General features: G+C 65.3%; 22 protein-coding genes. 14 read left to right on the forward strand and 8 right to left on the reverse strand.

Annotated features, from left to right (window positions below; genetic code table 11):
- The first annotated feature begins 7 nt into the window (after positions 1-7).
- From E4S58_RS05655 to lpxB, 5 genes are all read left to right on the forward strand, one after another.
- A complete protein-coding gene (locus E4S58_RS05655; RefSeq protein WP_240789468.1) occupies positions 8-661 on the forward strand; it encodes an OmpH/Skp family outer membrane protein in 654 nt (217 codons plus the stop codon).
- A 64-nt stretch (positions 662-725) separates the two neighbouring features.
- Positions 726-1,190, forward strand: coding sequence for a 3-hydroxyacyl-ACP dehydratase FabZ (gene fabZ, locus E4S58_RS05660; protein WP_136635358.1), 465 nt, complete (start codon positions 726-728; stop codon positions 1,188-1,190).
- Positions 1,191-1,193: 3 nt separating this feature from the next.
- Entirely contained in the window at positions 1,194-1,997 is an 804-nt protein-coding gene (gene lpxA, locus E4S58_RS05665) for an acyl-ACP--UDP-N-acetylglucosamine O-acyltransferase (protein ID WP_136635359.1), read from the forward strand.
- Positions 1,998-2,801 carry an LpxI family protein gene (locus E4S58_RS05670; RefSeq protein ID WP_136635360.1) on the forward strand — a complete coding sequence of 268 codons (804 nt, stop codon included), beginning with the start codon at positions 1,998-2,000 and terminating at the stop codon, positions 2,799-2,801.
- Positions 2,801-3,940, forward strand: a complete 1,140-nt coding sequence (lpxB, locus tag E4S58_RS05675; protein WP_136635361.1) for a lipid-A-disaccharide synthase — start codon at positions 2,801-2,803, stop codon at positions 3,938-3,940. Before E4S58_RS05670 ends, lpxB begins: the two co-directional genes overlap by 1 nt.
- Before the next feature lie 45 nt (positions 3,941-3,985).
- Here the strand turns inward: lpxB and mnmA are convergent, their stop codons facing one another.
- Positions 3,986-5,128 carry a tRNA 2-thiouridine(34) synthase MnmA gene (mnmA, locus tag E4S58_RS05680; protein ID WP_136635362.1) on the reverse strand — a complete coding sequence of 381 codons (1,143 nt, stop codon included), beginning with the start codon at positions 5,126-5,128 and terminating at the stop codon, positions 3,986-3,988.
- A gap of 136 nt (positions 5,129-5,264) precedes the next feature.
- Here mnmA and sciP point away from each other — a divergent pair, with 136 nt between their 5' ends.
- From sciP to E4S58_RS18090, 5 genes are all read left to right on the forward strand, one after another.
- The gene (gene sciP / locus E4S58_RS05685; protein ID WP_136635363.1) at positions 5,265-5,543 is read left to right on the forward strand and encodes a CtrA inhibitor SciP; all 279 of its coding nucleotides are present in this window, start codon (positions 5,265-5,267) and stop codon (positions 5,541-5,543) included.
- Between the two features lie 112 nt (positions 5,544-5,655).
- Positions 5,656-6,372: a response regulator transcription factor CtrA gene (gene ctrA, locus E4S58_RS05690; RefSeq protein WP_136635364.1), complete on the forward strand. Its 717-nt coding sequence runs from the start codon at positions 5,656-5,658 to the stop codon at positions 6,370-6,372.
- Between the two features lie 103 nt (positions 6,373-6,475).
- Positions 6,476-8,737 carry an NAD-dependent DNA ligase LigA gene (gene ligA, locus E4S58_RS05695; RefSeq protein WP_240789469.1) on the forward strand — a complete coding sequence of 754 codons (2,262 nt, stop codon included), beginning with the start codon at positions 6,476-6,478 and terminating at the stop codon, positions 8,735-8,737.
- A gap of 1 nt (position 8,738) precedes the next feature.
- Positions 8,739-10,823: an ATP-dependent DNA helicase RecG gene (gene recG, locus E4S58_RS05700; RefSeq protein WP_136635365.1), complete on the forward strand. Its 2,085-nt coding sequence runs from the start codon at positions 8,739-8,741 to the stop codon at positions 10,821-10,823.
- 99 nt (positions 10,824-10,922) lie between these two features.
- Positions 10,923-11,045, forward strand: coding sequence for a hypothetical protein (locus tag E4S58_RS18090; protein WP_276605903.1), 123 nt, complete (start codon positions 10,923-10,925; stop codon positions 11,043-11,045).
- A 177-nt stretch (positions 11,046-11,222) separates the two neighbouring features.
- Here E4S58_RS18090 and E4S58_RS05705 read toward each other — a convergent pair whose 3' ends face one another.
- Together E4S58_RS05705 and E4S58_RS05710 are read right to left on the reverse strand one after the other, a co-directional pair.
- Positions 11,223-12,629 (reverse strand): methyl-accepting chemotaxis protein, encoded by a 1,407-nt coding sequence (locus E4S58_RS05705; protein WP_136635366.1) that lies wholly within the window; start codon positions 12,627-12,629, stop codon positions 11,223-11,225.
- Between the two features lie 54 nt (positions 12,630-12,683).
- Entirely contained in the window at positions 12,684-13,136 is a 453-nt protein-coding gene (locus E4S58_RS05710; RefSeq protein ID WP_136635367.1) for an iron-sulfur cluster assembly scaffold protein, read from the reverse strand.
- A gap of 80 nt (positions 13,137-13,216) precedes the next feature.
- Here E4S58_RS05710 and hisI point away from each other — a divergent pair, with 80 nt between their 5' ends.
- The gene (gene hisI, locus E4S58_RS05715; RefSeq protein ID WP_136635368.1) at positions 13,217-13,573 is read left to right on the forward strand and encodes a phosphoribosyl-AMP cyclohydrolase; all 357 of its coding nucleotides are present in this window, start codon (positions 13,217-13,219) and stop codon (positions 13,571-13,573) included.
- Here hisI and gluQRS read toward each other — a convergent pair.
- The 4 genes from gluQRS to E4S58_RS05735 all read right to left on the reverse strand — a co-directional run bounded on the left by gluQRS (position 13,563) and on the right by E4S58_RS05735 (position 18,304).
- On the reverse strand, positions 13,563-14,426 hold the full coding sequence (gluQRS, locus tag E4S58_RS05720; protein ID WP_136635369.1) for a tRNA glutamyl-Q(34) synthetase GluQRS: 864 nt from the start codon (positions 14,424-14,426) through the stop codon (positions 13,563-13,565). The two genes, hisI and gluQRS, sit on opposite strands and share 11 nt — an antisense overlap.
- Positions 14,427-14,705: 279 nt before the next feature.
- Complete coding sequence (trmFO, locus tag E4S58_RS05725; RefSeq protein ID WP_136635370.1) at positions 14,706-16,058, reverse strand: methylenetetrahydrofolate--tRNA-(uracil(54)-C(5))-methyltransferase (FADH(2)-oxidizing) TrmFO; 1,353 nt, start codon at positions 16,056-16,058, stop codon at positions 14,706-14,708.
- Between the two features lie 38 nt (positions 16,059-16,096).
- Positions 16,097-17,407 (reverse strand): cytochrome-c peroxidase, encoded by a 1,311-nt coding sequence (locus E4S58_RS05730; protein ID WP_136635371.1) that lies wholly within the window; start codon positions 17,405-17,407, stop codon positions 16,097-16,099.
- 111 nt (positions 17,408-17,518) lie between these two features.
- Positions 17,519-18,304, reverse strand: coding sequence for an enoyl-CoA hydratase (locus tag E4S58_RS05735; RefSeq protein ID WP_136635372.1), 786 nt, complete (start codon positions 18,302-18,304; stop codon positions 17,519-17,521).
- A gap of 58 nt (positions 18,305-18,362) precedes the next feature.
- Between E4S58_RS05735 and E4S58_RS05740 the strand changes: the two genes are divergently transcribed.
- A complete protein-coding gene (locus tag E4S58_RS05740; protein ID WP_136635373.1) occupies positions 18,363-18,782 on the forward strand; it encodes a PaaI family thioesterase in 420 nt (139 codons plus the stop codon).
- A 28-nt stretch (positions 18,783-18,810) separates the two neighbouring features.
- On the opposite strand, the gene E4S58_RS05745 is transcribed toward E4S58_RS05740, so the two are convergent.
- Complete coding sequence (locus tag E4S58_RS05745) at positions 18,811-19,293, reverse strand: hypothetical protein (RefSeq protein ID WP_136635374.1); 483 nt, start codon at positions 19,291-19,293, stop codon at positions 18,811-18,813.
- 322 nt (positions 19,294-19,615) lie between these two features.
- On the opposite strand from E4S58_RS05745, the gene rplM reads away from it, so the two are divergent.
- Positions 19,616-20,077 carry a 50S ribosomal protein L13 gene (rplM, locus tag E4S58_RS05750; protein WP_136635375.1) on the forward strand — a complete coding sequence of 154 codons (462 nt, stop codon included), beginning with the start codon at positions 19,616-19,618 and terminating at the stop codon, positions 20,075-20,077.
- Between the two features lie 3 nt (positions 20,078-20,080).
- Positions 20,081-20,581 carry a 30S ribosomal protein S9 gene (rpsI, locus tag E4S58_RS05755; protein ID WP_136635376.1) on the forward strand — a complete coding sequence of 167 codons (501 nt, stop codon included), beginning with the start codon at positions 20,081-20,083 and terminating at the stop codon, positions 20,579-20,581.
- The last annotated feature ends 262 nt before the right edge of the window (positions 20,582-20,843 follow it).

Raw genomic sequence — 20,843 nt, forward strand, 5'->3', positions numbered from 1 at the left:
GACACAGGTGCATCCGCGCTGGTTCACATCCACGATAAGGGCGGTCGGTGTCTCGGCCGCCCTTTTCGCTGCCGGTCCAGTGGCGGCGCAATCCGGGTTTGAACCCGGCCGGACCGAGGGCACGGAATTCAGCGCCATCCTGACGCTGGACACTGATCGCCTGCTGACCGAAAGCGCCGCCGGGCGTGCGATTGACGAGGAACTGGCCGAAACCAGTGCCGTTCTCGCCGCCGAAAACCGCCGGATCGAGGCCGAGCTGACGGAAGAGGAGAAAGACCTGTCCGTGCGCCGGTCCTCACTGACCGCGGAAGCCTTCCGCGCCGAGGCCGCCGCGTTCGACGCCAAGGTCAACGACGTGCGCGAGGAACAGGACGCCAAGCTGCGCGACCTGCAGGCCCGCGCCGAAGCGGCCCGCCGTCGCATCCTTCAGGCGGCCAACCCCGTACTGGCCTCGCTGATGCAGGACACCGGCGCCGTCGCGATCCTGGAAAAGAATACCGTGATCGTCGCCCTGCAGTCGGTCGACATCACCGCCCTGGCGATCCAGCGGCTGGACGCGGCGATGGCCGATGGCGGCCTGGGGCTGATCACGGATGATGACAGCCCGTCACAAGATCCCGCCGCGCCCGGCGTCGACGCGCCCACGGCCCCGGCCGACTGACCGCACGGCGCTTGCCCGGATGCGGGCGACTTGCTAGGCACCCCCAAAGACGAAAGGACAGCCCATGAGCGACACCCTGAAATCCGCCGATATCGGGCTTATCCAGCGGATCATCCCGCACCGCTATCCCTTCCTGCTGGTCGACCGGGTCGAGGAAATCAACGGCTACCAGTCCGCGCTTGGCATCAAGAACGTCACGATGAACGAGCCGCACTTCCAGGGCCATTTCCCCGGCAAGCCGATCATGCCCGGCGTCACCATCGTCGAAGCCATGGCCCAGACCGCCGCCGTCATGGTGGGTGTCGACATGGACATGGCCGACAAGGAGCTGCTGGTCTATTTCATGGCCATCGACAACTGCAAGTTCCGGCGCATGGTCGTGCCCGGGGATGTGCTGAAGATGCGGCTGACCACGGTGCGCGGCAAGCCCGGCGCCAAGGTCTGGAAGTTCAAGGGCGTGGCCGAGGTCGAGGGTGAACTGGCCTGCGAGGCCGAATTCACCGCGATGATGGACCTGCCGAAGGAGTAACCCATGGCCGTAGATCCGGGCGCAGAGGTCCACGCCTCTGCCATCATCGAAGACGGCGCGGTGATCGAGGCCGGCGTCACCATCGGCCCCTTCTGCCACATCGGCCCCAAGGTCGTGCTGCGGCGGGGCGTACGGCTGATGAGCCATGTCGTCGTGCAGGGCATCACCGAGATCGGAGAGGACACGCTGGTCCATCCCTTTGCGGTTCTGGGTGGCATCCCGCAGGACAAGAAGTTCAAGGGCGAGGAAACCACGCTTACCGTCGGCAAGCGCAACCGGATCCGCGAACATGTCACCATGAACACCGGCACCGAAGGCGGTGGCGGCGTCACCCGCGTGGGCGACGACGGGCTGTTCATGGCCGGCTGCCACATCGCGCATGACTGCATCCTTGGCAACAACGTGATCGTGGTGAACAACGCCGCGCTGGCCGGGCATTGCATCATCGACGACGAGGTCATCATCGGTGGTCTCTCGGGCGTGCACCAGTTCGTCCGCATCGGGCGCGGGGCCATCATCGGTGCCGTCACCATGGTCACCAACGACGTGATTCCGCATGGCCTTGTGCAGGCGCCGCGCGGGCACCTGGACGGGCTGAACCTTGTCGGGCTGAAACGCCGCGGCGTGGCGCGGTCCGACATCACGGCACTGCGCGCGGCCTTCCAGATGCTGGCGCAGGGCGAAGGCGCCTTCCAGGATCGTGCCCGCCGCCTGGGCGAGGAAACCGAAAGCGATTACGTCCGAGAGATCGTCGATTTCGTCACCGGCGCCAGCGACCGGTCCTTCCTGACGCCGGGCAAGGGCTGAATGGCGCGGCTCGGGATCATTGCCGGGGGCGGGGGCCTGCCCGTCGCCCTGGCGGCTGCCGATCCCGGGGCGCAGTGTGTGGGGTTCGAGGGCATTGCCACCGACCTGCCGTCCGATCGGTTGCAGATGCACCGGTTCGAACGGCTTGGCGCCCTGTTCGATGCGCTGCGCGGTGCGGGCGTGACCCGGGTGGTCATGGCCGGGGCCATGTCGCGCCCCGCCTTCGATCCCGCCGCGCTGGATCCCGTCACGACAGCGCTGTTGCCCCGTCTGACGGCGGCGATGCAGCAGGGCGACGACCAGCTGCTGCGCTTCGTGATCACCCTGTTTGAAGATCAGGGATTCGAGGTCGTCGGCGCCGCCGATCTGCTGCCTGACCTCACCGCCGCGCCGGGCCTTCTGGCGGGGCCGGAACCCGGGGCCTCGGCCCGGGGCGACGTGGCGCAGGCGCGCGCGATTCTTGACGCTCTCTCGCCGCTCGACGTCGGGCAGGGCTGCGTGGTGGCCGGGGGACTATGCCTCGGGGTCGAGACACTGCAGGGCACCGATGCGCTTTTGCGGTTCGTGGGCAACACCCCGGCGGCTTTGCGTGGTGATCGGCGCGGCGTGTTGGTCAAGCGGCCCAAGGCGGGGCAGGACCTGCGCGTCGACATGCCGGCCATCGGGCCGGATACCATCCGCGCCGCCGTGGACGCAGGGCTTGAAGGCATCGCCATCGCCGCCCGCGCCACCGTGCTGATCGACCGGCCATCGCTTCTCTCGGCCTGTGCCGAGCATGGTCTTTTCCTGCTGGCAGAGCCCTGATGCGCGTCTTCCTGATCGCCGGAGAGCCTTCGGGCGATGCGCTTGGACAGGCGCTGATGCAGGGGTTGAAGACGCTTGTGCCCGATGTGGCCTTCGAAGGCATCGGCGGCCCACGCATGTGCGGTGAGGGGATGCAGAGCCTCTTTCCCATGGACGAGCTGTCGGTCATGGGGCTGGCCGAGATCCTGCCGAAGTACTTTCACCTCAAGCGCCGCATCCGCGAAAGCGCCGAGGCTGCTCTGGCCAGCAAACCGGACGTTCTGATCACCATCGACAGCCCCGACTTCTGCCTGCGTGTGGCGAAGCTGGTGAAGGCCGCCAGTACCATCCGCACGGTGCACTACGTCGCGCCCACGGTCTGGGCCTGGCGTCCGGGGCGGGCGGCGAAGATGGCGCAGATGATCGACCAGGTCCTGGCGCTCTTCCCGTTCGAGCCGCCCTACATGCAGGCCGCCGGGATGGAGTGTGACTTTGTCGGCCACCCGATCGCCACCCAGCCCCGCGCAACCGACGCCGACGCGCGCGCCTTCCGTGCCGCCCACGACATCGGAGAGGCACCGCTGGCCCTTCTGTTACCCGGGTCGCGCCACGGCGAGGTTACGCGCATCGCCCCCGTGCTGGCCGAGGCGCTGCGGCGCATGACCGACCGGCGGCCCGAGCTGCGCGCCGTGCTGCCCGCCGCCACGCCCGTTGCGGCGCGGTTGACGGACATGATGGCCGACTGGCCGGTCAAACCGATCCTTCTGGATCCCGCCGCCACCGATGATGCCACCAAGCGCGCGGCCTTCAGGGCGGCGGACGTGGCCATCGCGGCCTCGGGCACGGTGTCGCTGGAACTGGCCGCCGCCCGCACGCCCATGGTCATCGCCTACAAGATGAACCCGCTGACCTTCGCGATCATGCAGCGCATGGTGGTGACGGATACGGTGACGCTGGTGAACCTTGTCGCCGACAGCCGCACCGTACCCGAATACCTAGGGCCCGACTGCCGGGCCGAGCTGATCGCGCCCGCCGCTCTCAAGATCCTGACGGACCCGAGCGCGCAGGACGCGGCCATGGCCCTGACAATGGAGCGTCTGGGCGAAGGGGGCGAGCCGCCGGGGCTGCGCGCTGCCCGGGCCGTGGTGGAACGGCTCTGATCCCACGCGCCTCCGGCGGGAGTATTTCGGGCAAGATGAAGGGGATCAGCCCTTCCAGATCCAGCCACCGCCCAGGATGCGCGTGCCGCCGGTCTCGTAGAAGACGCAGGCCTGCCCGGGCGATACGCCTTCTTCTGCGGTCAGCAGTTCGACCACCGCTTCGGTGTCGGAAATCGGGCGCAGGATCGCATCGCGCGGCGGCCGGGTCGACCGTACCTTGACCGAAATGTGGCGCTCGGCCTGGTCGGTCAGCTTGCCGTCGCCCAGCCAGTTGATCTCGCGTACGGGGACCTGGCGGGTGGCCAGCATCTCTTTCGGGCCGACGACCACGCGGCGGGTGTCGACGTCAAGCTTGACGACATAGAGCGGTTCGGTGAGGCCGCCGATGCCCAGACCGCGCCGCTGGCCGATGGTGTAATGGATCACGCCCTCATGCTTGCCCAGCACGCGGCCTTGCACGTCCACGATCTCTCCGGGTTCGGCGGCGCCGGGGCGCAGTTTTTCGATCACCGAGGCATAGTTGCCGTTCGGCACGAAGCAGATGTCCTGGCTGTCGGGCTTGTCGGCCACGGGCAGGCCGTACTTGGCCGCCAGCGCGCGGGTTTCGTTCTTGGACGGCAGGTGGCCAAGCGGGAAGCGCAGGTAGTCGAGCTGTTCCTGGGTCGTCGAGAAGAGGAAATAGCTTTGATCGCGGTTGGCATCGGCGGCGCAGTGCAGTTCGGCCCCCTGCGCACCCATCTTGCGCTGGATGTAATGGCCCGTCGCCATGCAGTCGGCGTCCAGGTCGCGCGCGGTTTCCAGCAGGTCCTTGAACTTGACCCGTTCGTTGCAGCGGATGCAGGGCACCGGGGTCGCACCTGCAAGGTAGCTGTCGGCGAATTCGTCTATCACCGCGTCCTTGAAGATGTTTTCATAGTCGAGGACATAATGCGGAAAGCCCATTTCCTCGGCCACGCGGCGCGCGTCGTGGATATCAAGACCGGCACAGCAGGCGCCCTTCTTGGCCAGCGCCGCCCCGTGGTCGTAAAGCTGCAGCGTCACGCCCACGACGTCATAGCCTTCCTCGGCCAGCTGTGCCGCCACGACCGAGCTGTCGACGCCGCCCGACATGGCCACGACGACGCGCGTTTCGGACGGCGGTTTGGCGAATCCGAGCGAGTTGAGTCCGGTGTTCTGATCCAGCGGCATGGGGCCCTCCGGGACGGATGTTGAACGAAGCATGAAGCAATAAGCGAAAATGCGAACAAATAATAGGCCGCGATTTCACCTCCCGTTAAACCCGAGCGGCAAGGATACCATCGGAACGGAAAAGGGTACGTGTGCGATGTATCTTAAGAAAATCCCCGGGCCAAGGGCCGTGAACCTGCCCGATGGCTCTATCATGACACGGGCGGATCTTCCGGCCGCGGAGACCACCAGGTGGGTCGCCTCTCGCAAGGCGGCCGTGGTGCGCGGCGTGGTCCATGGATTGATCACGCAGGACGAGGCGCTTGAGCTTTACAGGCTGAGCGAAGAGGAATTTCGCGAATGGGTCTGGGCCGTGTCGCGCCATGGGGAAGAGGCGCTGAAAGCCACAACTGTGCAGAAATTCAGGCAACCCTGACACGGTAATGACAACTTTGAGTTGTTGAGAACTTTCTTGATATACGGTAATTGGTCATTAACCATTTAGGGGCAGAGTGGGTTGTGTAAATAAAACTTAACGGAGTCCGGTAATGCGTGTGCTGCTCGTCGAAGATGATCCGACTACCTCGAAAAGCATCGAACTGATGCTGACCCATGCCAATCTTAACGTCTATACGACGGATCTCGGGGAAGAAGGGATCGATCTGGCGAAGCTCTACGATTACGACCTGATCCTCCTTGACCTTGGACTGCCGGACATGAACGGCCACGAAGTTCTGCGCCAACTGCGCATGGCCCGTATCGACACGCCGATCCTGATCCTGTCCGGGGCCGACGACACGGAAAACAAGATAAAGGGCTTCGGCTTCGGTGCCGATGACTACATGACCAAACCCTTCCACCGCGAAGAACTGGTTGCCCGGATCCACGCCATCATCCGCCGGTCCAAGGGGCATTCGCAATCCGTCATCAATACCGGCAAGGTTTCAGTCAATCTGGACGCAAAAACGGTCGAGGTCGGAAGCAAGGCCGTTCATCTGACCGGCAAGGAATATCAAATGCTTGAGCTTCTTTCCCTGCGCAAGGGAACGACGCTGACAAAAGAGATGTTCCTCAATCATCTCTACGGCGGAATGGACGAGCCGGAATTGAAAATCATCGACGTCTTCATCTGCAAATTGCGGAAGAAACTGTCGACTGCGACAGGCGGCGAGAATTACATCGAAACCGTCTGGGGCCGGGGCTACGTTCTGCGTGACCCGCAGCCCGAAGAAATGGATGATCAGCGGCTTGCCGTTGGCGCCTGAATAAAGACCGAAGGCCACCACTCACCACTGGACCCCGGTCCAAGCGCCCCCTATCACTTCGCACAGCCGGTCCGCCGGTGGTTGTGAAGAAGGGGGCGCAGGCATGTCCGGACACATGGCCGACAAGGCCGTAGACAGGCTGACGGTGGATGAGGCAGAGGCCGAGCTGGCCAGGCTGGCCAAGCTGCTGGATGCCGCCAACACCGCCTATCATACCGAGGATTCCCCCGACCTGTCGGATGCGGACTATGACGCCGCCAAGCGGCGGAACGCCGACATCGAAGCCCGCTTCCCCGATCTCAAGCGCGCCGACAGCCCGTCAGACCAGGTCGGCGCCGCCCCGGCCGAGGGATTCGGCAAGGTGCGTCATGCCGTCCGGATGATGTCGCTGGCCAACGCCTTCGAGGACGGGGATGTCCGGGATTTTGCCAATCGCGTCCGATCCTACCTCAACCTCACCCCCGACGCGCCGCTGGCCTTCACGGCGGAACCGAAGATCGATGGCCTGTCGCTGTCGCTGCGGTACGAACAGGGCAGGCTGGTGCAGGCCGCCACCCGGGGCGATGGCGAGGTTGGTGAGAACGTCACCGCCAACGCCCGCACCATCGACGACATCCCCGAGGAGATCGCAGGCGCGCCCGAGGTCGTCGAAATCCGGGGCGAGGTCTACATGTCCCACGCTGATTTCGCGGCTCTGAATGAGCGTCAGGCAGAACGGGGCGGCAAGACCTTCGCCAACCCGCGCAATGCCGCGGCCGGGTCCCTGCGCCAGCTGGATGCCGAGATCACGCGCTCCAGGCCTCTGAAATTCTTCGCCTATTCCTGGGGAGAGCTGACCGAGCCGCTTGCCGACTCGCAGTCCGGCGCGATCGACCGCATGGCTGACATGGGCTTTCAGACCAACCCGCTGACCCGCCGCTGCACCTCGGTCGCCGAGATGCTGGATCACTACCGCCTGATCGAGGACCAGCGCGCGACCCTTGGCTATGACATCGACGGCGTCGTCTACAAGGTCGACGACCTGGCTCTGCAGACCCGCCTTGGCAGCCGGTCGACCACGCCTAGGTGGGCCATGGCGCACAAGTTCCCGGCGGAACTGGCCTGGACGCGGCTTGAAGCGATCGACATCCAGGTCGGCCGGACCGGCGCGCTGAGCCCCGTCGCCCGGTTGACGCCGGTGACCGTCGGCGGCGTCGTGGTGTCCAATGCGACGCTGCATAACGAGGACTACATCGCCGGTCGCGACAATCGCGGCGAAGAGATCCGGGGCGGCAAGGACATCCGCGTGGGCGATTGGGTTCAGGTGTACCGGGCGGGCGACGTGATCCCGAAGGTGGCCGATGTCGATTTGGCCAAGCGCCCGGATGACGCAGCTCCTTACGTCTTTCCGGACGAATGCCCCGAATGTGGCAGCGCCGCCGTCCGCGAAGAAGGCGATTCGGTCCGCCGGTGCACCGGTGGCCTGATCTGCCCGGCTCAGGCTGTCGAAAAGCTGAAGCATTTCGTCTCTCGCGCGGCCTTCGACATCGAGGGGCTTGGCGCCAAACAGGTCGAGATGTTCTACGGCGATGAAACCTTGCCGATCCGCGAACCGGCCGAGATCTTCACCCTGGCGAACCGTGATGCGGCCCAGCTGGCCAAGCTGAAGAACCGTGACGGATTCGGGGACAAGAGCGCGACAAACCTGTTTGCCGCCATCGACGAAAAGCGCCGTATCCCGTTGAACCGGCTGATCTTTGCGCTCGGGATCCGGCATGTCGGCGAAGTGGCCGCCGCCGATCTGGCGCGGCATTTCACCAGTTGGGACGCCTTTGTCGCGGCTGTCGATGCGGCGGCGCCGGCCGCGAAACGCCATCTTCGGGCGGAAGAGGCGATCGTTCAGGAACGCCGTCGCGCCGCCCAGGAAGGACGCCGGGCCTCGATTTCAGCGGTCACCAAGGCCGCGTGGGAGGCCGAGGTGCTTCCCCAGGGTGCGAAGGCCGCCTGGGATGATCTTGTGGGCATCGACGGCATCGGCGCCGCCGTTGCGGTATCGCTGGTCACGACGCTGCAACAGCCCGCCGAACGCGCCTCGATCGACCGGCTGGTGGCCGAGCTGGACGTGCAGGACGTTGCCGCGCCTGCGACAAGCGACAGCCCCGTTGCCGGGAAAACGGTCGTCTTTACAGGGACTTTGGAAAAGATGACCCGCGCCGAAGCCAAGGCCCGGGCCGAGGCGCTTGGCGCCAAGGTCGCCGGATCGGTTTCGGCCAAGACAGACCTTCTGGTCGCTGGACCGGGGGCAGGGTCGAAAGCCAAGAAGGCCGCTGATCTTGGGATCGAAACGCTTGACGAAGACGGCTGGCTGGCCCTGATCGGCGGCTGACATGGCAGGCCGGCCCGAGATCCTGTTCCCGTTGTTTGCCGATGTGCAGACCCTGCCGGGCGTCGGGCCGAAGGTCGCCAAGAACCTTGAGCATCTGAACGTCGCGACACCGCGCGACCTGATTTTCCTTCTGCCGCATGGCGTTATCGACCGGCGGCGCAAACCGACGATCAAGGGTGTGCCCCTTCCAGCGACGATCACGGTCGAGGTTCAGGTCGTGTCGCATCGTCCGGCCGCCCGGCGGGGCGGCGCCACCCGGGTCTATGTGCGCGATGCCGAAGAGGACTTTCCGATCGTCTTCTTCCACGCGCGGGGCGATTACCTGACCAAGTTGCTGCCCGTGGGGGAAACCCGGCTGGTTTCGGGGAAGGTCGAACTGTTCGACGGCATCGCGCAGATGGTGCATCCCGATCACGTGCTGGCGCCATCGGACGCGGGCGACCTGCCTGATTTCGAACCAGTCTATCCGCTGACCCAGGGGGTGACGCAACGCGTGATGACCAAGGCGGTGACGGCCGCCCTGACGCGGGTGCCGACCATGGCCGAATGGATCGACGGACCGCTGAAGACCGAACGCGGCTGGCCGGATTGGGACCAGGCGCTTCTGGATGCCCATGCCCCCGAGGGTGATCCCGTCAGTCTGGACCCGGCGCGGCAACGGCTCGCCTATGATGAGCTTTTCGCCCACCAACTGACGCTGGCACTTGCGCGCAGCCGCACGCGGCGGGGCAAAGGGCGCAGCACGGCCGGGGATGGCGCGTTGCGGCAAAAGGTGCTGGCCTCGCTGCCCTATGCGCCGACCGCCGCGCAGGTCCGCGCGGTCGACGAGATCGCAAAGGACATGGGCGGCGCGGCGCGGATGTCGCGGTTGCTGCAGGGGGACGTGGGCGCGGGCAAGACGCTTGTGGCCTTCATGGCGCTGCTGGTCGCGGTCGAGGCCGGCGGGCAGGGCGTCATGATGGCGCCGACGGAAATCCTTGCGCGTCAGCATCTTGAGGGGCTTGGCCCCCTGGCTGAAGCCGCTGGTGTCCGGGTCGAGATCCTGACCGGGCGCGACAAGGGAAAGGATCGGGCGGCCAAGCTGACCGACCTGGCCCAAGGGCGCATCCACATCCTGGTGGGCACCCACGCGGTCTTTCAGGCCGACGTCCAGTTCAACGACCTGCGCCTGGCGATCATTGACGAACAGCACCGGTTCGGCGTGCGCCAACGGCTTGAACTTGGCAAGAAAGGCGCGCTTGCCGACGTTCTGGTGATGACCGCGACGCCGATCCCGCGCTCGCTTGCCCTTGCGCAATACGGCGACATGGACGTGTCGATCCTGGACGAAAAGCCGCCGGGCCGGAAGCCGATCACCACCGCGCTGGTCACCACTGGCCGGATGGAAGAGGTCGTCGGCCACCTGCGCCGGGCCATCGCAGAAGGGCGGCAGGCCTATTGGGTCTGTCCGCTGGTCGAGGAAAGCGAGGTTCTGGATCTGACCGCGGCGGAAGACCGGTTCAAGCACTTGCGCGCCGCGCTTGGTGATGACGTGGTCGCGTTGGTCCATGGCCAGATGCCCCCGTCTGACAAGGACCGGGCCATGGCGCAGTTTGTCGCCGGAGAGCGGCAGGTCCTGGTGGCCACGACGGTGATCGAGGTTGGCGTCAACGTGCCGAACGCCTCGATCATGGTTATCGAGCGGGCAGAGACCTTTGGGTTGGCGCAACTTCACCAGTTGCGGGGGCGCGTGGGGCGGGGCGAGGCGCAGGCGACCTGCCTGATGATGTACCAGGCCCCGTTGAGCGAAACGGCAGAGAAACGGCTGACCCTGATGCGCCAGACCGAAGACGGGTTCCGGATTGCCGAGGTCGATCTTGAGATGCGCGGTGCGGGCGATGTGATCGGCACGGCGCAATCGGGCGTGCCCCGGTTCCGAATCGCGGACCTGGAACGCGACACGGGCCTTATGGCCTTGGCCCAAAGCGATGCCCGGGCCTTGCTGACCCGCGACCCGACCCTGGAAGGCGATAGGGGAACAGCCGCCCGCCACCTGCTTTGGCTGATGGGGCAGGACGAAGCTATCCGACTGATTTCAGTCGGATAAATCTTTTTGTTCACGAATGTTCTCAAAAAGTTCTTTACAGATGGGGTGTGAATATGAGAACAAAGTGGCAACAGAGTTAACGCCACGAGGAACACCATCATGATCCGCCAAATCGCCGACATCATCCGCGACTCTCGTGGCACCCTGGTCGAAGACCTTGTTGGTGTCGCCGCCCTGACCGTCCTGCTTCTGGGCGCACTGCATCTGCCGGGTCTGACCTGACCCATCCCATTCTGCCTGCGATTTCGCGTCCGTCCTGACCCCCGCGTTCCCCGATGCGGTTCTGCGATTGCCTGTCCCAGATTGCCGGGAAGCCCCATTCCCCGGCCGGTCAGCACGGTGTCCCACGCGAAAACGCTTCTTTCCGCCGCCGTCCACCCCGACGTGCGGCGGTTTTTTTTACAGGTGGTAGGCCAGCCGCAATCCACCCCAATGCCGCCCTTCGACAAAGATCGGGGCCGAAAGATCCTTCATCATGGCAAAGGTGCCACCGCCCATGTCGCGGCGGTAGACCTGCAGCAGGAAGGGGTCCGTGTTCTGCCCGGCCTTGAAGCCGACGCGATCGTCAAAGACCCGCCGGTTCCGGCTGTTGGCCGCGTTCCACACCGGATCATCCCCCTGGGGGTGGGAAAATTTCAGGTTGTGCGTCGGAAGATATCCGTTCCGATCGACCGCGGCGCAGAACACGACGCGCGGATCGAAGTCCAGCGCGGGTTCCTGGATCTCTGGCAGGACGTGGTCGGTAAAGCGCGTGAACCGCGTGATCACCTGGACGGGATCCGAACCGGGCACGGGGCGATAGGCGGTGTCGAACAAGTCGTCCATCGTCAGCTGGCCGGACCGCACCGCGTCTTCGAAGGCCTCGCGCACGGCGGCGGCACGGCGCGTCACTTCGCGAATGAAGGGTGAATCGTCATGTGCCCCGCCCAAGGCCACGCTGTCCTGCACCATGCGTTCCGAGGTATCGACCAGCCGCGACACGCGGTCATGCGCCACGCGCACCCCTTCAGCGCCTGATTGGACCGAGGAATCGATGGCCGAGATCCGGGGCAGGAAGTCACGCAGTTCGGTATCCGCGGCTTCGGCGTCCCGCGTGATCAGCTCGGTCCGGTGATGCGCCGTCTTCATCTGTTCCAGCCCTTCGGCCAGCGCCGTCTGGCTTTTCGTGCCAGATGCGAACATCTGCGTGCCCTGCGCGTTGATCGTGCCGGCCTCGCTCTGCAGCTCGGTGATCCAGTCGATCAGGGCCGAGACATGGTCGGTGATGTCCTCGGCCGCCTTGCCGGTGCGATGCGACAGTTCGTTGATCGCATCGGCCACGACGGCAAAGCCCTTGCCGGTCTCGCCCGCCCGGGCGGCTTCGATTTTCGCGTTGATCGCCAGCATGTTGACCTGCGCCGCAATCACCGCGATCTGGTTGTTCGAGGTCTGAACGGCATCCAGCGTGCCCTGCACGTCCTGCGACCGCCTGTCGATGCTTTCGATCCAGGACACCAGCTTGCCCGCCTGTGACTGCGTGTCCGACACCAGGTCATAGGCCCCGTTCAGCTGGTTGAGCGTGGCGGTGATCGCTTCGGACATGGAGGTCAGCGTCTCCATCACCGAGGCATTGACCTGCACCACGTGGCCCGCGCCGTCGCGCAATTTCTTCAGCGTGCGCAGCTGTTCGCCCGACTGCGCCTCAAGCTCGTCAAGGAACCCGTTCACATCCACGATCTCGGCCCCGAGTGCCGCAGAATTTTCCGCGACCCGGTTCAGGGTTTCGGCATGGCGTTTGGCGTCAAAGCCGGTCTGATCGTGATGCATCGTATCCAGTCCGTTGTCCTTCGGACTGGATAGATCAAAAGCCCGAACAAGGCGTTAAGCGCAGCTGGACTGGCCGATCTTCTCCATCGCCTCGCTCAGCGCGTCCAGCGTCAGCAGGATCGAGGCATGGCGGTTCTTGTAGTCCTTGGCCGGGCGCAGCACCTCGAGACCGTCGAAGGGGGCAGGGGGCGTCGGCCCGTCCTCTTTCAGCATCGCCTTCAACCCGTCGCGCCCGGCGATGATCTGATCTGCCGTCGCACCGATCACGGCCTGCCCGACGATCGCCGCCGCCGCCTGGCCAAGCGCGCAGGCCTTCACGTCCTGCCCATAGCCCGCCACGCGCCCGTCCTGCATCACCACATCCACCGTCACCGTCGACCCGCACAGCGGCGCGCGCCGCTTGACGGACGCGTCGGGGGCATCCAGCCGGGTCTGGTGCGGGATGTTCGTGGCCAGCGCCAGGATCTTGTCGGAATAGAGTTTGACGAGGTCAGTCTCCGCGCTCATCGTCGGTCCTTTCGATGGTGGCGCCTTGGGCCGTTCCCCCTTAGATAGCCCCGGTGACCCCGTTTGCAAAGGACCGCCCGATGCCCTTCGACCCCGCGACGCTGAAATATGATGCCAACGGCCTGATCCCGGCGATCGCCCAGGACGAAGAGGGTGCGGTGCTGATGATGGCCTGGATGAATGCCGAGGCCGTGGTCAGGACGCTGGACACCCGCCGTGTCACCTATTGGTCGCGGTCCCGGCAAAGCTTCTGGATCAAGGGCGAAACCTCAGGCCACGTGCAGGAACTGGTGGATTTCCGCATCGACTGCGACCGTGACTGCATCCTTATGATCGTGCGTCAGACCGGCCCCGCCTGCCACACCAACCGCCGCAGCTGTTTCTACACGTCCGTTCTGGATGGAGACGAGGCCGAGCTGATGGCACCTATGGTGTAAGACCGACCAGTCTGCGAATGTCCGCAGGCGTCGCGCCCTCCTGCCGGTAGGTCAGAATGGCCCGTGCGTCATCGCGCTTGGCCAGCCGCTTGCCCTGATCGTCGCGGATCAACCGATGATGGTGATAGACCGGCGTCGGCAGACCCAGCAGGGTCTGCAGCACCACGTGGATCGCCGTCGCCTCGAACAGGTCCTGTCCGCGCACCACATGGGTCACCCCCTGCGCCGCATCATCCAGCACGACCGACAGGTGATAGGAGGTCCCCATCTCGCGGCGCGCCAGCACGACGTCGCCGATGTCCCGCACCAGCGCGGTTGAGCTGACCGCGATTCTGCCTGTTTCACCCTCGGGTCCGGCCCCGCCTTCAACAAAACTTACGCCGTCAGTCGCCGCCTTTTCCATGTCCAGCCGCAGCGCCGCGCCGGACGGGATCGGGTGCAGCCCCCCCGCGCTGCGACAGGCCCGGCAGGTCCCGGGATAGACAACCCCGTCCGGTCCCATCCGCGCGCCTTCCTGCGGGGCGCTGGCGGCGGCCTCGATGTCCCTCCGGCTGCAGGTGCAGGCAAAGACCGCTTCCTCCTGCCAAAGCCGCTCCAGCACCGCGCGATAGGCGGGCAGACGGTCGGACTGGCGCATCACCGGCTCCTCCCAGCTCAGCCCCAGCCAGTGCAGATCGTCATGGATCTGCGCCTCCCATTCGGGCCGTGCGCGGGACTGGTCGATATCTTCGATCCGCAGCAGAAACCGCCCGCCCGCCGCCCGCGCCATGTCATGCGCCAGCATCGCCGAATAAGCGTGGCCCAGGTGCAGCGGACCGGTCGGAGAGGGGGCGAAACGGGTGGTGAAGGTCATGTGGGCTCAGGCGACGCTTTCGATGGCTTGAGTTAAAACTTTAATAACGATCGGAAGTCCAACCCGTGATGCATGCCTGTCATCCCTGCTGACGCGCAACCTCACCTTAGCACCTTAAGTCTCTGAAACAAATGGACTGATCTCGCCCCTGCGCGTTCAGTCTTCATCTTGCCGAAAATGCTCCCGCCGGAGGCATCCGCCGCTCACGCCCCGCGTCATGAACCGAAAAGGGCGCGACTTCGCAGCCGCGCCCCTCCCGGACCTTATCACGTCCAAGGGTCAGCCGACCGTCGTCTCCAGCCACTCCGCCCACAGCTCTTTCGCGCGGTCGGTATAGCCCTTGTAGCGTTCTTTGCGGCCCTTGCGTCCCCCACGTACGCCGTCCAGCGGCGGGAAGAGCCCAAAGTTCACATTCATCGGCTGAAAGGTCTTGGCCACGGCGCCGCCGGTGATGTGGTTCACCAGCGCGCCCATGGCCGTCTCGGGCGGGGGCGGGGGCAGGTCGCGGCCCAGGATCTCGGACGCGGCCATGCGGCCCGCCAGAAGCCCCATGGCAGCCGACTCGACGTATCCCTCGACCCCGGTGATCTGGCCGGCGAACCGCACATGCGGGCGCGACTTCAGCCGCATCCGGTTGTCCAGCAGCGTCGGCGAATTCAGGAAGGTGTTTCTGTGGATCCCGCCAAGCCGCGCGAAAGAGGCATTCTCAAGCCCCGGGATCGTCTTGAATACCTCGGTCTGCGCGCCGTATTTCATCTTGGTCTGGAAGCCCACGATGTTGAACAGCGTGCCAAGCGCATTGTCGCGGCGCAGCTGCACTACAGCGTAAGCCTTCTCTTCCGGCTTGTGCGCGTTCGTCAGGCCAATGGGCTTCATCGGCCCGTGGCGCAGCGTCTCGCGGCCGCGTTCGGCCATGACCTCGATCGGCAGGCAGCCGTCGAAATAGCCCGCCGTCTCGCCCTCGTGGAACTCGGTCTTGTCGGCGGCCAGAAGCGCGTCGATGAAGGCCTCGTACTGCGGCTTGGTCATCGGGCAGTTGAGGTAGGCCTTCTGCTCTGCCTCCGTCTCGCCCTTGTCATAGCGCGACTGCGCCCAGACCACGTCCATGTCGATGCTGTCGGCATAGACGATCGGCGCGATGGCGTCGAAGAAGGCCAGCGCCTCGGCGCCGGTTTCGGCCTGGATCGCGCGCCCCAGCCCTTCCGAGGTCAGCGGGCCGGTGGCAAAGATCCAGTGGCCATCTGCGGGCAGCTCTGACACTTCGCCGTCCTCGACCCGCACCAGCGGATGGGCGCGCAGCCGTTCGGTGACACCGGCGGAAAAGGCGTCGCGGTCGACGGCCAGCGCACCGCCCGCAGGCAGCGCATGGGTATCGGCCATTTCCATGATCAGCCCGCCGGCCTTGCGCATTTCCCAATGCAGCAGGCCCACGGCGTTCTGTTCGTCATCGTCCGAGCGGAAGGAATTGGAACAGACCATTTCCGCCAGGTCGCCGGTCTTGTGGGCAAAGGTTTCGACCTTGGGGCGCATTTCGTGGATCACGACGCGCACGCCCATGTTCACGGCCTGCCAGGCCGCTTCCGACCCGGCCATGCCGCCGCCAACGATGTGGAGTTCAGGTGTATCAGACATGCGCGCCAGATAGGGTATCGCCGCGCCTTTGGGAAGGGTCAGTTCGCCGTATCAAGCGGCAGCCCCGACGGGACCGAGGCCGGAGGCCCCAGCCGCCCGGTACGCGCCCGCGGGTCCGTCAGCGCGCCGAGGAAGGCCAGGATCTGCGCAACCTCTTCATCCGACAGGGCGATCGGCGCGATCTCGGTCGCCTCGGCGATGCGGATCACCTCCTCCATGTCGTCCATGGCCGCCCAGTCATCGGTTTCGACCTGTGCCTGTGGCAGCTGCGCCTGGCTGCGGTCGTAGCGGGTCAGCGACGTGATGGGATCCAGGTGGTGGCGCACCATCGCCTCAAGATCGGCATAGGCCCCGTTGTGCCCATAGGGTGCCGTCACCGCGACATTGCGCAGCGACGGTGTGCGGAACCGGTAGCGGTCGTCTTCGTTGCCGGTCACAGCCAGCCGCCCGCGGTCGGCATAGCCCCCGGCGTCCTTGCCTGGGCCGAACTGCGGCAGGCCGATCGCGTGGAACCGATGGTCGGTCTGAAAGGCGCCGGCATGGCAGGTGCTGCATCGCGCCTTGCCGTAGAACAGGTCCATCCCGGCGGATTGGGCCGCGTCCAGCGTGGCCTCGCCGCGCAGGTGGCGGTCAAAGGGGCTGTCGACGGACTGGAATTCGAAGGTCTCGAACTCGGCGATGGCGCGGGCGATATCGGTGAAATGCAGCTTTCGCTCGCCGATCACGGCCTTGAAACGCTCGGTATAGCCGGGCAGGGCCTCGATCCGCTTACACAGTAAGTCCCACACACCGCCCGCCCCCGCGAACCGGCCTTCGCGCGCCGCCCGGGACACCGGGTTCTCGCCCTCCTGTCCGGCCATTTCGTCGGCACTGGTGACCGGCATCAGGGCCTGTGCGGCCAGAACGCTTGGCACCGGCCGCTCCAATTCCGCGTTTGCGGGCATCCGGAAACCAAGCGCGCCATCCGGATCCACCTGAACGCGCCCGTCATGGAACAGCACGGTGAATTCATGCGCCCCGAGATTGAACAGGGCGGGCGCATTGCGGGGGATGCGATTGTGCGGCGCATTGCCGTCCTGCACATGCCGCCGCGCCCCAAGCGCCACGGCCCCTTCGCCCAGCCCAAGCGACACCCCGTCGGCCGAGGCCAGCGTCGGGTGGTGACAGGTGGCGCAGGCGATATTGCGGTTACCGGACAGGATGGGATCGAAGAACAGGTCGCGCCCGATCTCGACCAGAAGCGGATCGGTGGCGGGGAAGTCTGCGGGGGTCACCGCCGATGGAAGCACGTCGGCCAGAGAGAGCGTGGCCTGGAGAGACAGAATGCCGACAGTGACCCAAATTCGCATCAGACAATCCTGAAATTAAATTCAGTCTAACCCATCGGATCACGCGGGCGAAATGCCAAATCGGGCAATAATGTGGTCAAGCTCCGGAAACAACCTGTACACAGGCGGGGGTCAGTCCGCCCAGTCCGGCGGTCGCTTCTCGATGAAGGCCGCCATGCCTTCGTCGGTGTCGCGCAGCATCATGTTCCGCACCATGACCTCTCCGGTATAGGCATAGGCTTCGGCCACGGGCATTTCGATCTGGCGATAGAAGGCCTCTTTCCCGATCCGGACTGCCGCCGACAACTTGGAGGCCAGCGTTCCCGCCAGATCCTCGACCGCGGCGTCCAGCTGATCGGCAGGCACCGCACGGTTGATCAACCCCAGCTCGATCGCACGGGCCGTGTCGATGAACTCTCCGGTCGTCAGCATCTCGAACGCCTGCTTGCGGGGGATGTTGCGGGACAGGGCGACCATGGGGGTCGAACAGAACAGCCCGATGTTCACCCCGTTGACCCCGAACCGCGTGCCCTCGGCCGCGATGGCCAGATCGCAGGTGGCGACCAGCTGACAGCCGGCGGCGGTGGCGATGCCATGGGGCCGCGCGATCACGGGCTGGGGCAGGGTGCGGATCGCCTCCATCACCCGGGCGCAGCGGGTGAAGAGATCCCCGAAATAGGCCGCGCCGCCGTCTTCGGCCTGCCGCCCCGCCTGCATCTCTTTCAGATCGTGCCCGGCGCAGAAGGCCTTGCCCGCGCCCGCCAGCGTGACCACCCGGATGTCCCGATCCTCGCGCAGCGCGTCAAAGGCGGCCTGAAGCTCGGCCAGCATGGCGTCGCTGAGCGCGTTCAGCTTTTCCGGCGTGTTCATCACCAGATGGGCCACGGCCCCGGTGTCGCGACGTTCCAGAATTCCCATCTTGTCCCCCCTCGCTTTCCGGGGAAGTCTATGCCCTGCGCTTGGAGGAGGAAAGCACATGCCAGTCATGACGGCCGAAGATCTGACCAGTTTCATGGAGGAGGCCTTTCCGCAGGTTCACGAGGACTTCCAGGTCGAGGAGGTCCGCGACATGGGCCTGCGTGTCCGCCTGAAGGTCACGGACAAGCACCTGCGCCCCGGCGGCACGGTGTCCGGACCCGCGATGTTCAGCTTGGCCGATGTGGGTGTCTACCTGGCGATCCTGGCGCAGATCGGCCCCAAGGCGCTGGCCGTCACCACCAACTGCTCGATCGACTTCATGCGCAAACCGGCGGCCAGGACAGACCTGATCGCCGACTGCACGCTGCTCAAGCTGGGCAAGGTCCTGGCGGTCGGTGACATCCTGATGTGGTCCGACGGCATGGAAAGCCCCGTGGCCCGGGCAACACTGACCTATTCGATCCCGCCCGACCGGTAAGCCCGGCGACGGTCAGGACCACATTTGGTCAGGACCCCATGTCGATCGTCATCACCGTGCCGGTCGGCATATAGCTCCACATGTTCGTCACGCCTGAGGCGATGCGCGCCACCTGGCCCAGGGCATAGCCGAAGGGCCGGTCCGGGTCGTCGTCGCGCAGCTCCATCAGGCGCGTGGCATGCAGCACCGTCTGAACCTCGCGCCCGGCGAACCGGCAATTCAGCGTGGCCGGGGCGAGGGGGCGGTGCAGGATCGGCATTTCGATCACTGCGGGCGTGTGAAACTCCAGGCTCATGGTCTGGGCGATCAAGCGACAGGACGCGCCGGTCAGAGGCATCCCGCCAGAGGTCGTGCGCACCTCGGCCCGGGTCACACCGTAGACGCGGGTTTCGTCGCCCGGATGCGGCACGGCGGCAGCGCGGGTCGGTGGCGGGGCCGAGACATGGACGCAGCCGCCCAAGGTCAGCGCGACGCCCACAAGGGCGATGCCGGAAATGACGCGCTGCAACATGAAAGACCCTGAATACCCTTGGTGGAATACGCCTGTGCGATGTAGACCGCAGCGCCCGTTCCGGCCAGAGGGCCGACCGCGGGGTGTACTGATTTACCCCAAGTGTGACTCAGGAGACTCGGTCGGATCGGGGGCTTCGCCGTGCGAGGGGTCGGAAAAGCGTGGGGTATAATGATACCTATATTGCAAGGCATTGATTTTGATATGATTTTCAGAAGATGTCCTGCTTGACTGCATTCTTCCGCCCTGTATAACCCGCCCATCAATCCGCCCGGTCGGCTTCACCGCTGTCCGGGCTGCCATTTTCCAAAGGGCACCCGTTATGAAAACCTTCTCTGCGACTCCGGCAGACATCGAGAAGAAGTGGATCGTGATCGACGCGGAAGGCGTTGTTCTCGGCCGTCTCGCCTCGATCGTTGCCATGCGCCTGCGCGGCAAGCACAAGGCGACCTTCACTCCTCACATGGACATGGGCGACAACGTCATCGTCATCAACGCCGACAAGGTGCAGATGACCGGCAACAAGCGCGCTGACAAGAAATACTACTGGCACACCGGCCACCCGGGCGGCATCAAGCACCGCACCGCGGGCCAGCTGCTGGAAGGCGAACACCCCGAGCGTGTCGTGACCGCCGCCGTCAAGCGGATGCTGCCGGGCAACCGCCTGTCCCGCAAGATCATGACCAACCTGCGCGTCTACGCCGGGTCCGACCATCCGCACGAGGCGCAGGCGCCGGACGTGCTGGATGTCAAATCCATGAACTCCAAGAACACGCGGAGCTGATAAATGGCCGACCAGATCAATTCGCTCGAAGAGCTGAAGGACGCCGTGTCCGATGACATCGGCGGCGTTGCGGCTGCAGCCGAACCCGAAACCCCGCGTGAGCCCGTCCGTGACGAGCTGGGCCGTTCCTACGCGACCGGCAAGCGGAAAGACGCGACCGCCCGCGTGTGGATCAAGCCGGGCTCCGGCAAGGTCACCGTGAACGGCAAGGAAATGAACGCCTACTTCGCGCGTCCGGTTCTGCAGATGATCCTGCGCCAGCCCTTCACCGTTGCCGGTGTCGAAGACCAGTTCGACGTCATGGCAACCGTGACCGGCGGTGGCCTGTCCGGTCAGGCCGGCGCGGTCAAGCACGGCATCTCCAAGGCGCTGCAGCTGTACGATCCGTCGCTGCGCGGTGCCCTGAAGGCCGCAGGCTTCCTGACCCGCGACAGCCGCGTTGTTGAGCGTAAGAAGTACGGCCGCCGCAAGGCTCGCCGGAGCTTCCAGTTCTCCAAGCGCTGATATCGCTGGCATCTGCCGACAAGATTGGAAAGGCCGCCCTCGGGGCGGCCTTTTTCCGTTGGCGCTGGCGGTTGATCCAAGCCTGGGTGGCCCGCACTGGGCCTTGATGCTGGTCGCCGCCGAGACATTGCAGTCGCCCCCGCGATTTTGCGACTAATCGCCTGACTGCCTGATGCGCGCGACCGGCCAATCGGAGGATGATCCGACTCATCCTTTGGATGGGCGAAGCCGTACGACGTGATCGTTGGCCGTGACCGGCAAA

The organism is Pseudooceanicola onchidii, assembly GCF_004959925.1.
Classification (GTDB): domain Bacteria; phylum Pseudomonadota; class Alphaproteobacteria; order Rhodobacterales; family Rhodobacteraceae; genus Pseudooceanicola; species Pseudooceanicola onchidii.

Coding starts and splice junctions, on each gene's coding strand:
- fabZ (WP_136635358.1), top strand. CDS start 726: ATGAGCGACACCCTGAAATCCGCCGATATCGGGCTTATCCAGCGGATC.
- lpxA (WP_136635359.1), top strand. CDS start 1,194: ATGGCCGTAGATCCGGGCGCAGAGGTCCACGCCTCTGCCATCATCGAA.
- E4S58_RS05670 (WP_136635360.1), top strand. CDS start 1,998: ATGGCGCGGCTCGGGATCATTGCCGGGGGCGGGGGCCTGCCCGTCGCC.
- lpxB (WP_136635361.1), top strand. CDS start 2,801: ATGCGCGTCTTCCTGATCGCCGGAGAGCCTTCGGGCGATGCGCTTGGA.
- mnmA (WP_136635362.1), bottom strand. CDS start 5,128: ATGCCGCTGGATCAGAACACCGGACTCAACTCGCTCGGATTCGCCAAA.
- sciP (WP_136635363.1), top strand. CDS start 5,265: ATGTATCTTAAGAAAATCCCCGGGCCAAGGGCCGTGAACCTGCCCGAT.
- ctrA (WP_136635364.1), top strand. CDS start 5,656: ATGCGTGTGCTGCTCGTCGAAGATGATCCGACTACCTCGAAAAGCATC.
- ligA (WP_240789469.1), top strand. CDS start 6,476: ATGTCCGGACACATGGCCGACAAGGCCGTAGACAGGCTGACGGTGGAT.
- recG (WP_136635365.1), top strand. CDS start 8,739: ATGGCAGGCCGGCCCGAGATCCTGTTCCCGTTGTTTGCCGATGTGCAG.
- E4S58_RS18090 (WP_276605903.1), top strand. CDS start 10,923: ATGATCCGCCAAATCGCCGACATCATCCGCGACTCTCGTGGCACCCTG.
- E4S58_RS05705 (WP_136635366.1), bottom strand. CDS start 12,629: ATGCATCACGATCAGACCGGCTTTGACGCCAAACGCCATGCCGAAACC.
- E4S58_RS05710 (WP_136635367.1), bottom strand. CDS start 13,136: ATGAGCGCGGAGACTGACCTCGTCAAACTCTATTCCGACAAGATCCTG.
- hisI (WP_136635368.1), top strand. CDS start 13,217: ATGCCCTTCGACCCCGCGACGCTGAAATATGATGCCAACGGCCTGATC.
- gluQRS (WP_136635369.1), bottom strand. CDS start 14,426: ATGACCTTCACCACCCGTTTCGCCCCCTCTCCGACCGGTCCGCTGCAC.
- trmFO (WP_136635370.1), bottom strand. CDS start 16,058: ATGTCTGATACACCTGAACTCCACATCGTTGGCGGCGGCATGGCCGGG.
- E4S58_RS05730 (WP_136635371.1), bottom strand. CDS start 17,407: ATGCGAATTTGGGTCACTGTCGGCATTCTGTCTCTCCAGGCCACGCTC.
- E4S58_RS05735 (WP_136635372.1), bottom strand. CDS start 18,304: ATGGGAATTCTGGAACGTCGCGACACCGGGGCCGTGGCCCATCTGGTG.
- E4S58_RS05740 (WP_136635373.1), top strand. CDS start 18,363: ATGCCAGTCATGACGGCCGAAGATCTGACCAGTTTCATGGAGGAGGCC.
- E4S58_RS05745 (WP_136635374.1), bottom strand. CDS start 19,293: ATGTTGCAGCGCGTCATTTCCGGCATCGCCCTTGTGGGCGTCGCGCTG.
- rplM (WP_136635375.1), top strand. CDS start 19,616: ATGAAAACCTTCTCTGCGACTCCGGCAGACATCGAGAAGAAGTGGATC.
- rpsI (WP_136635376.1), top strand. CDS start 20,081: ATGGCCGACCAGATCAATTCGCTCGAAGAGCTGAAGGACGCCGTGTCC.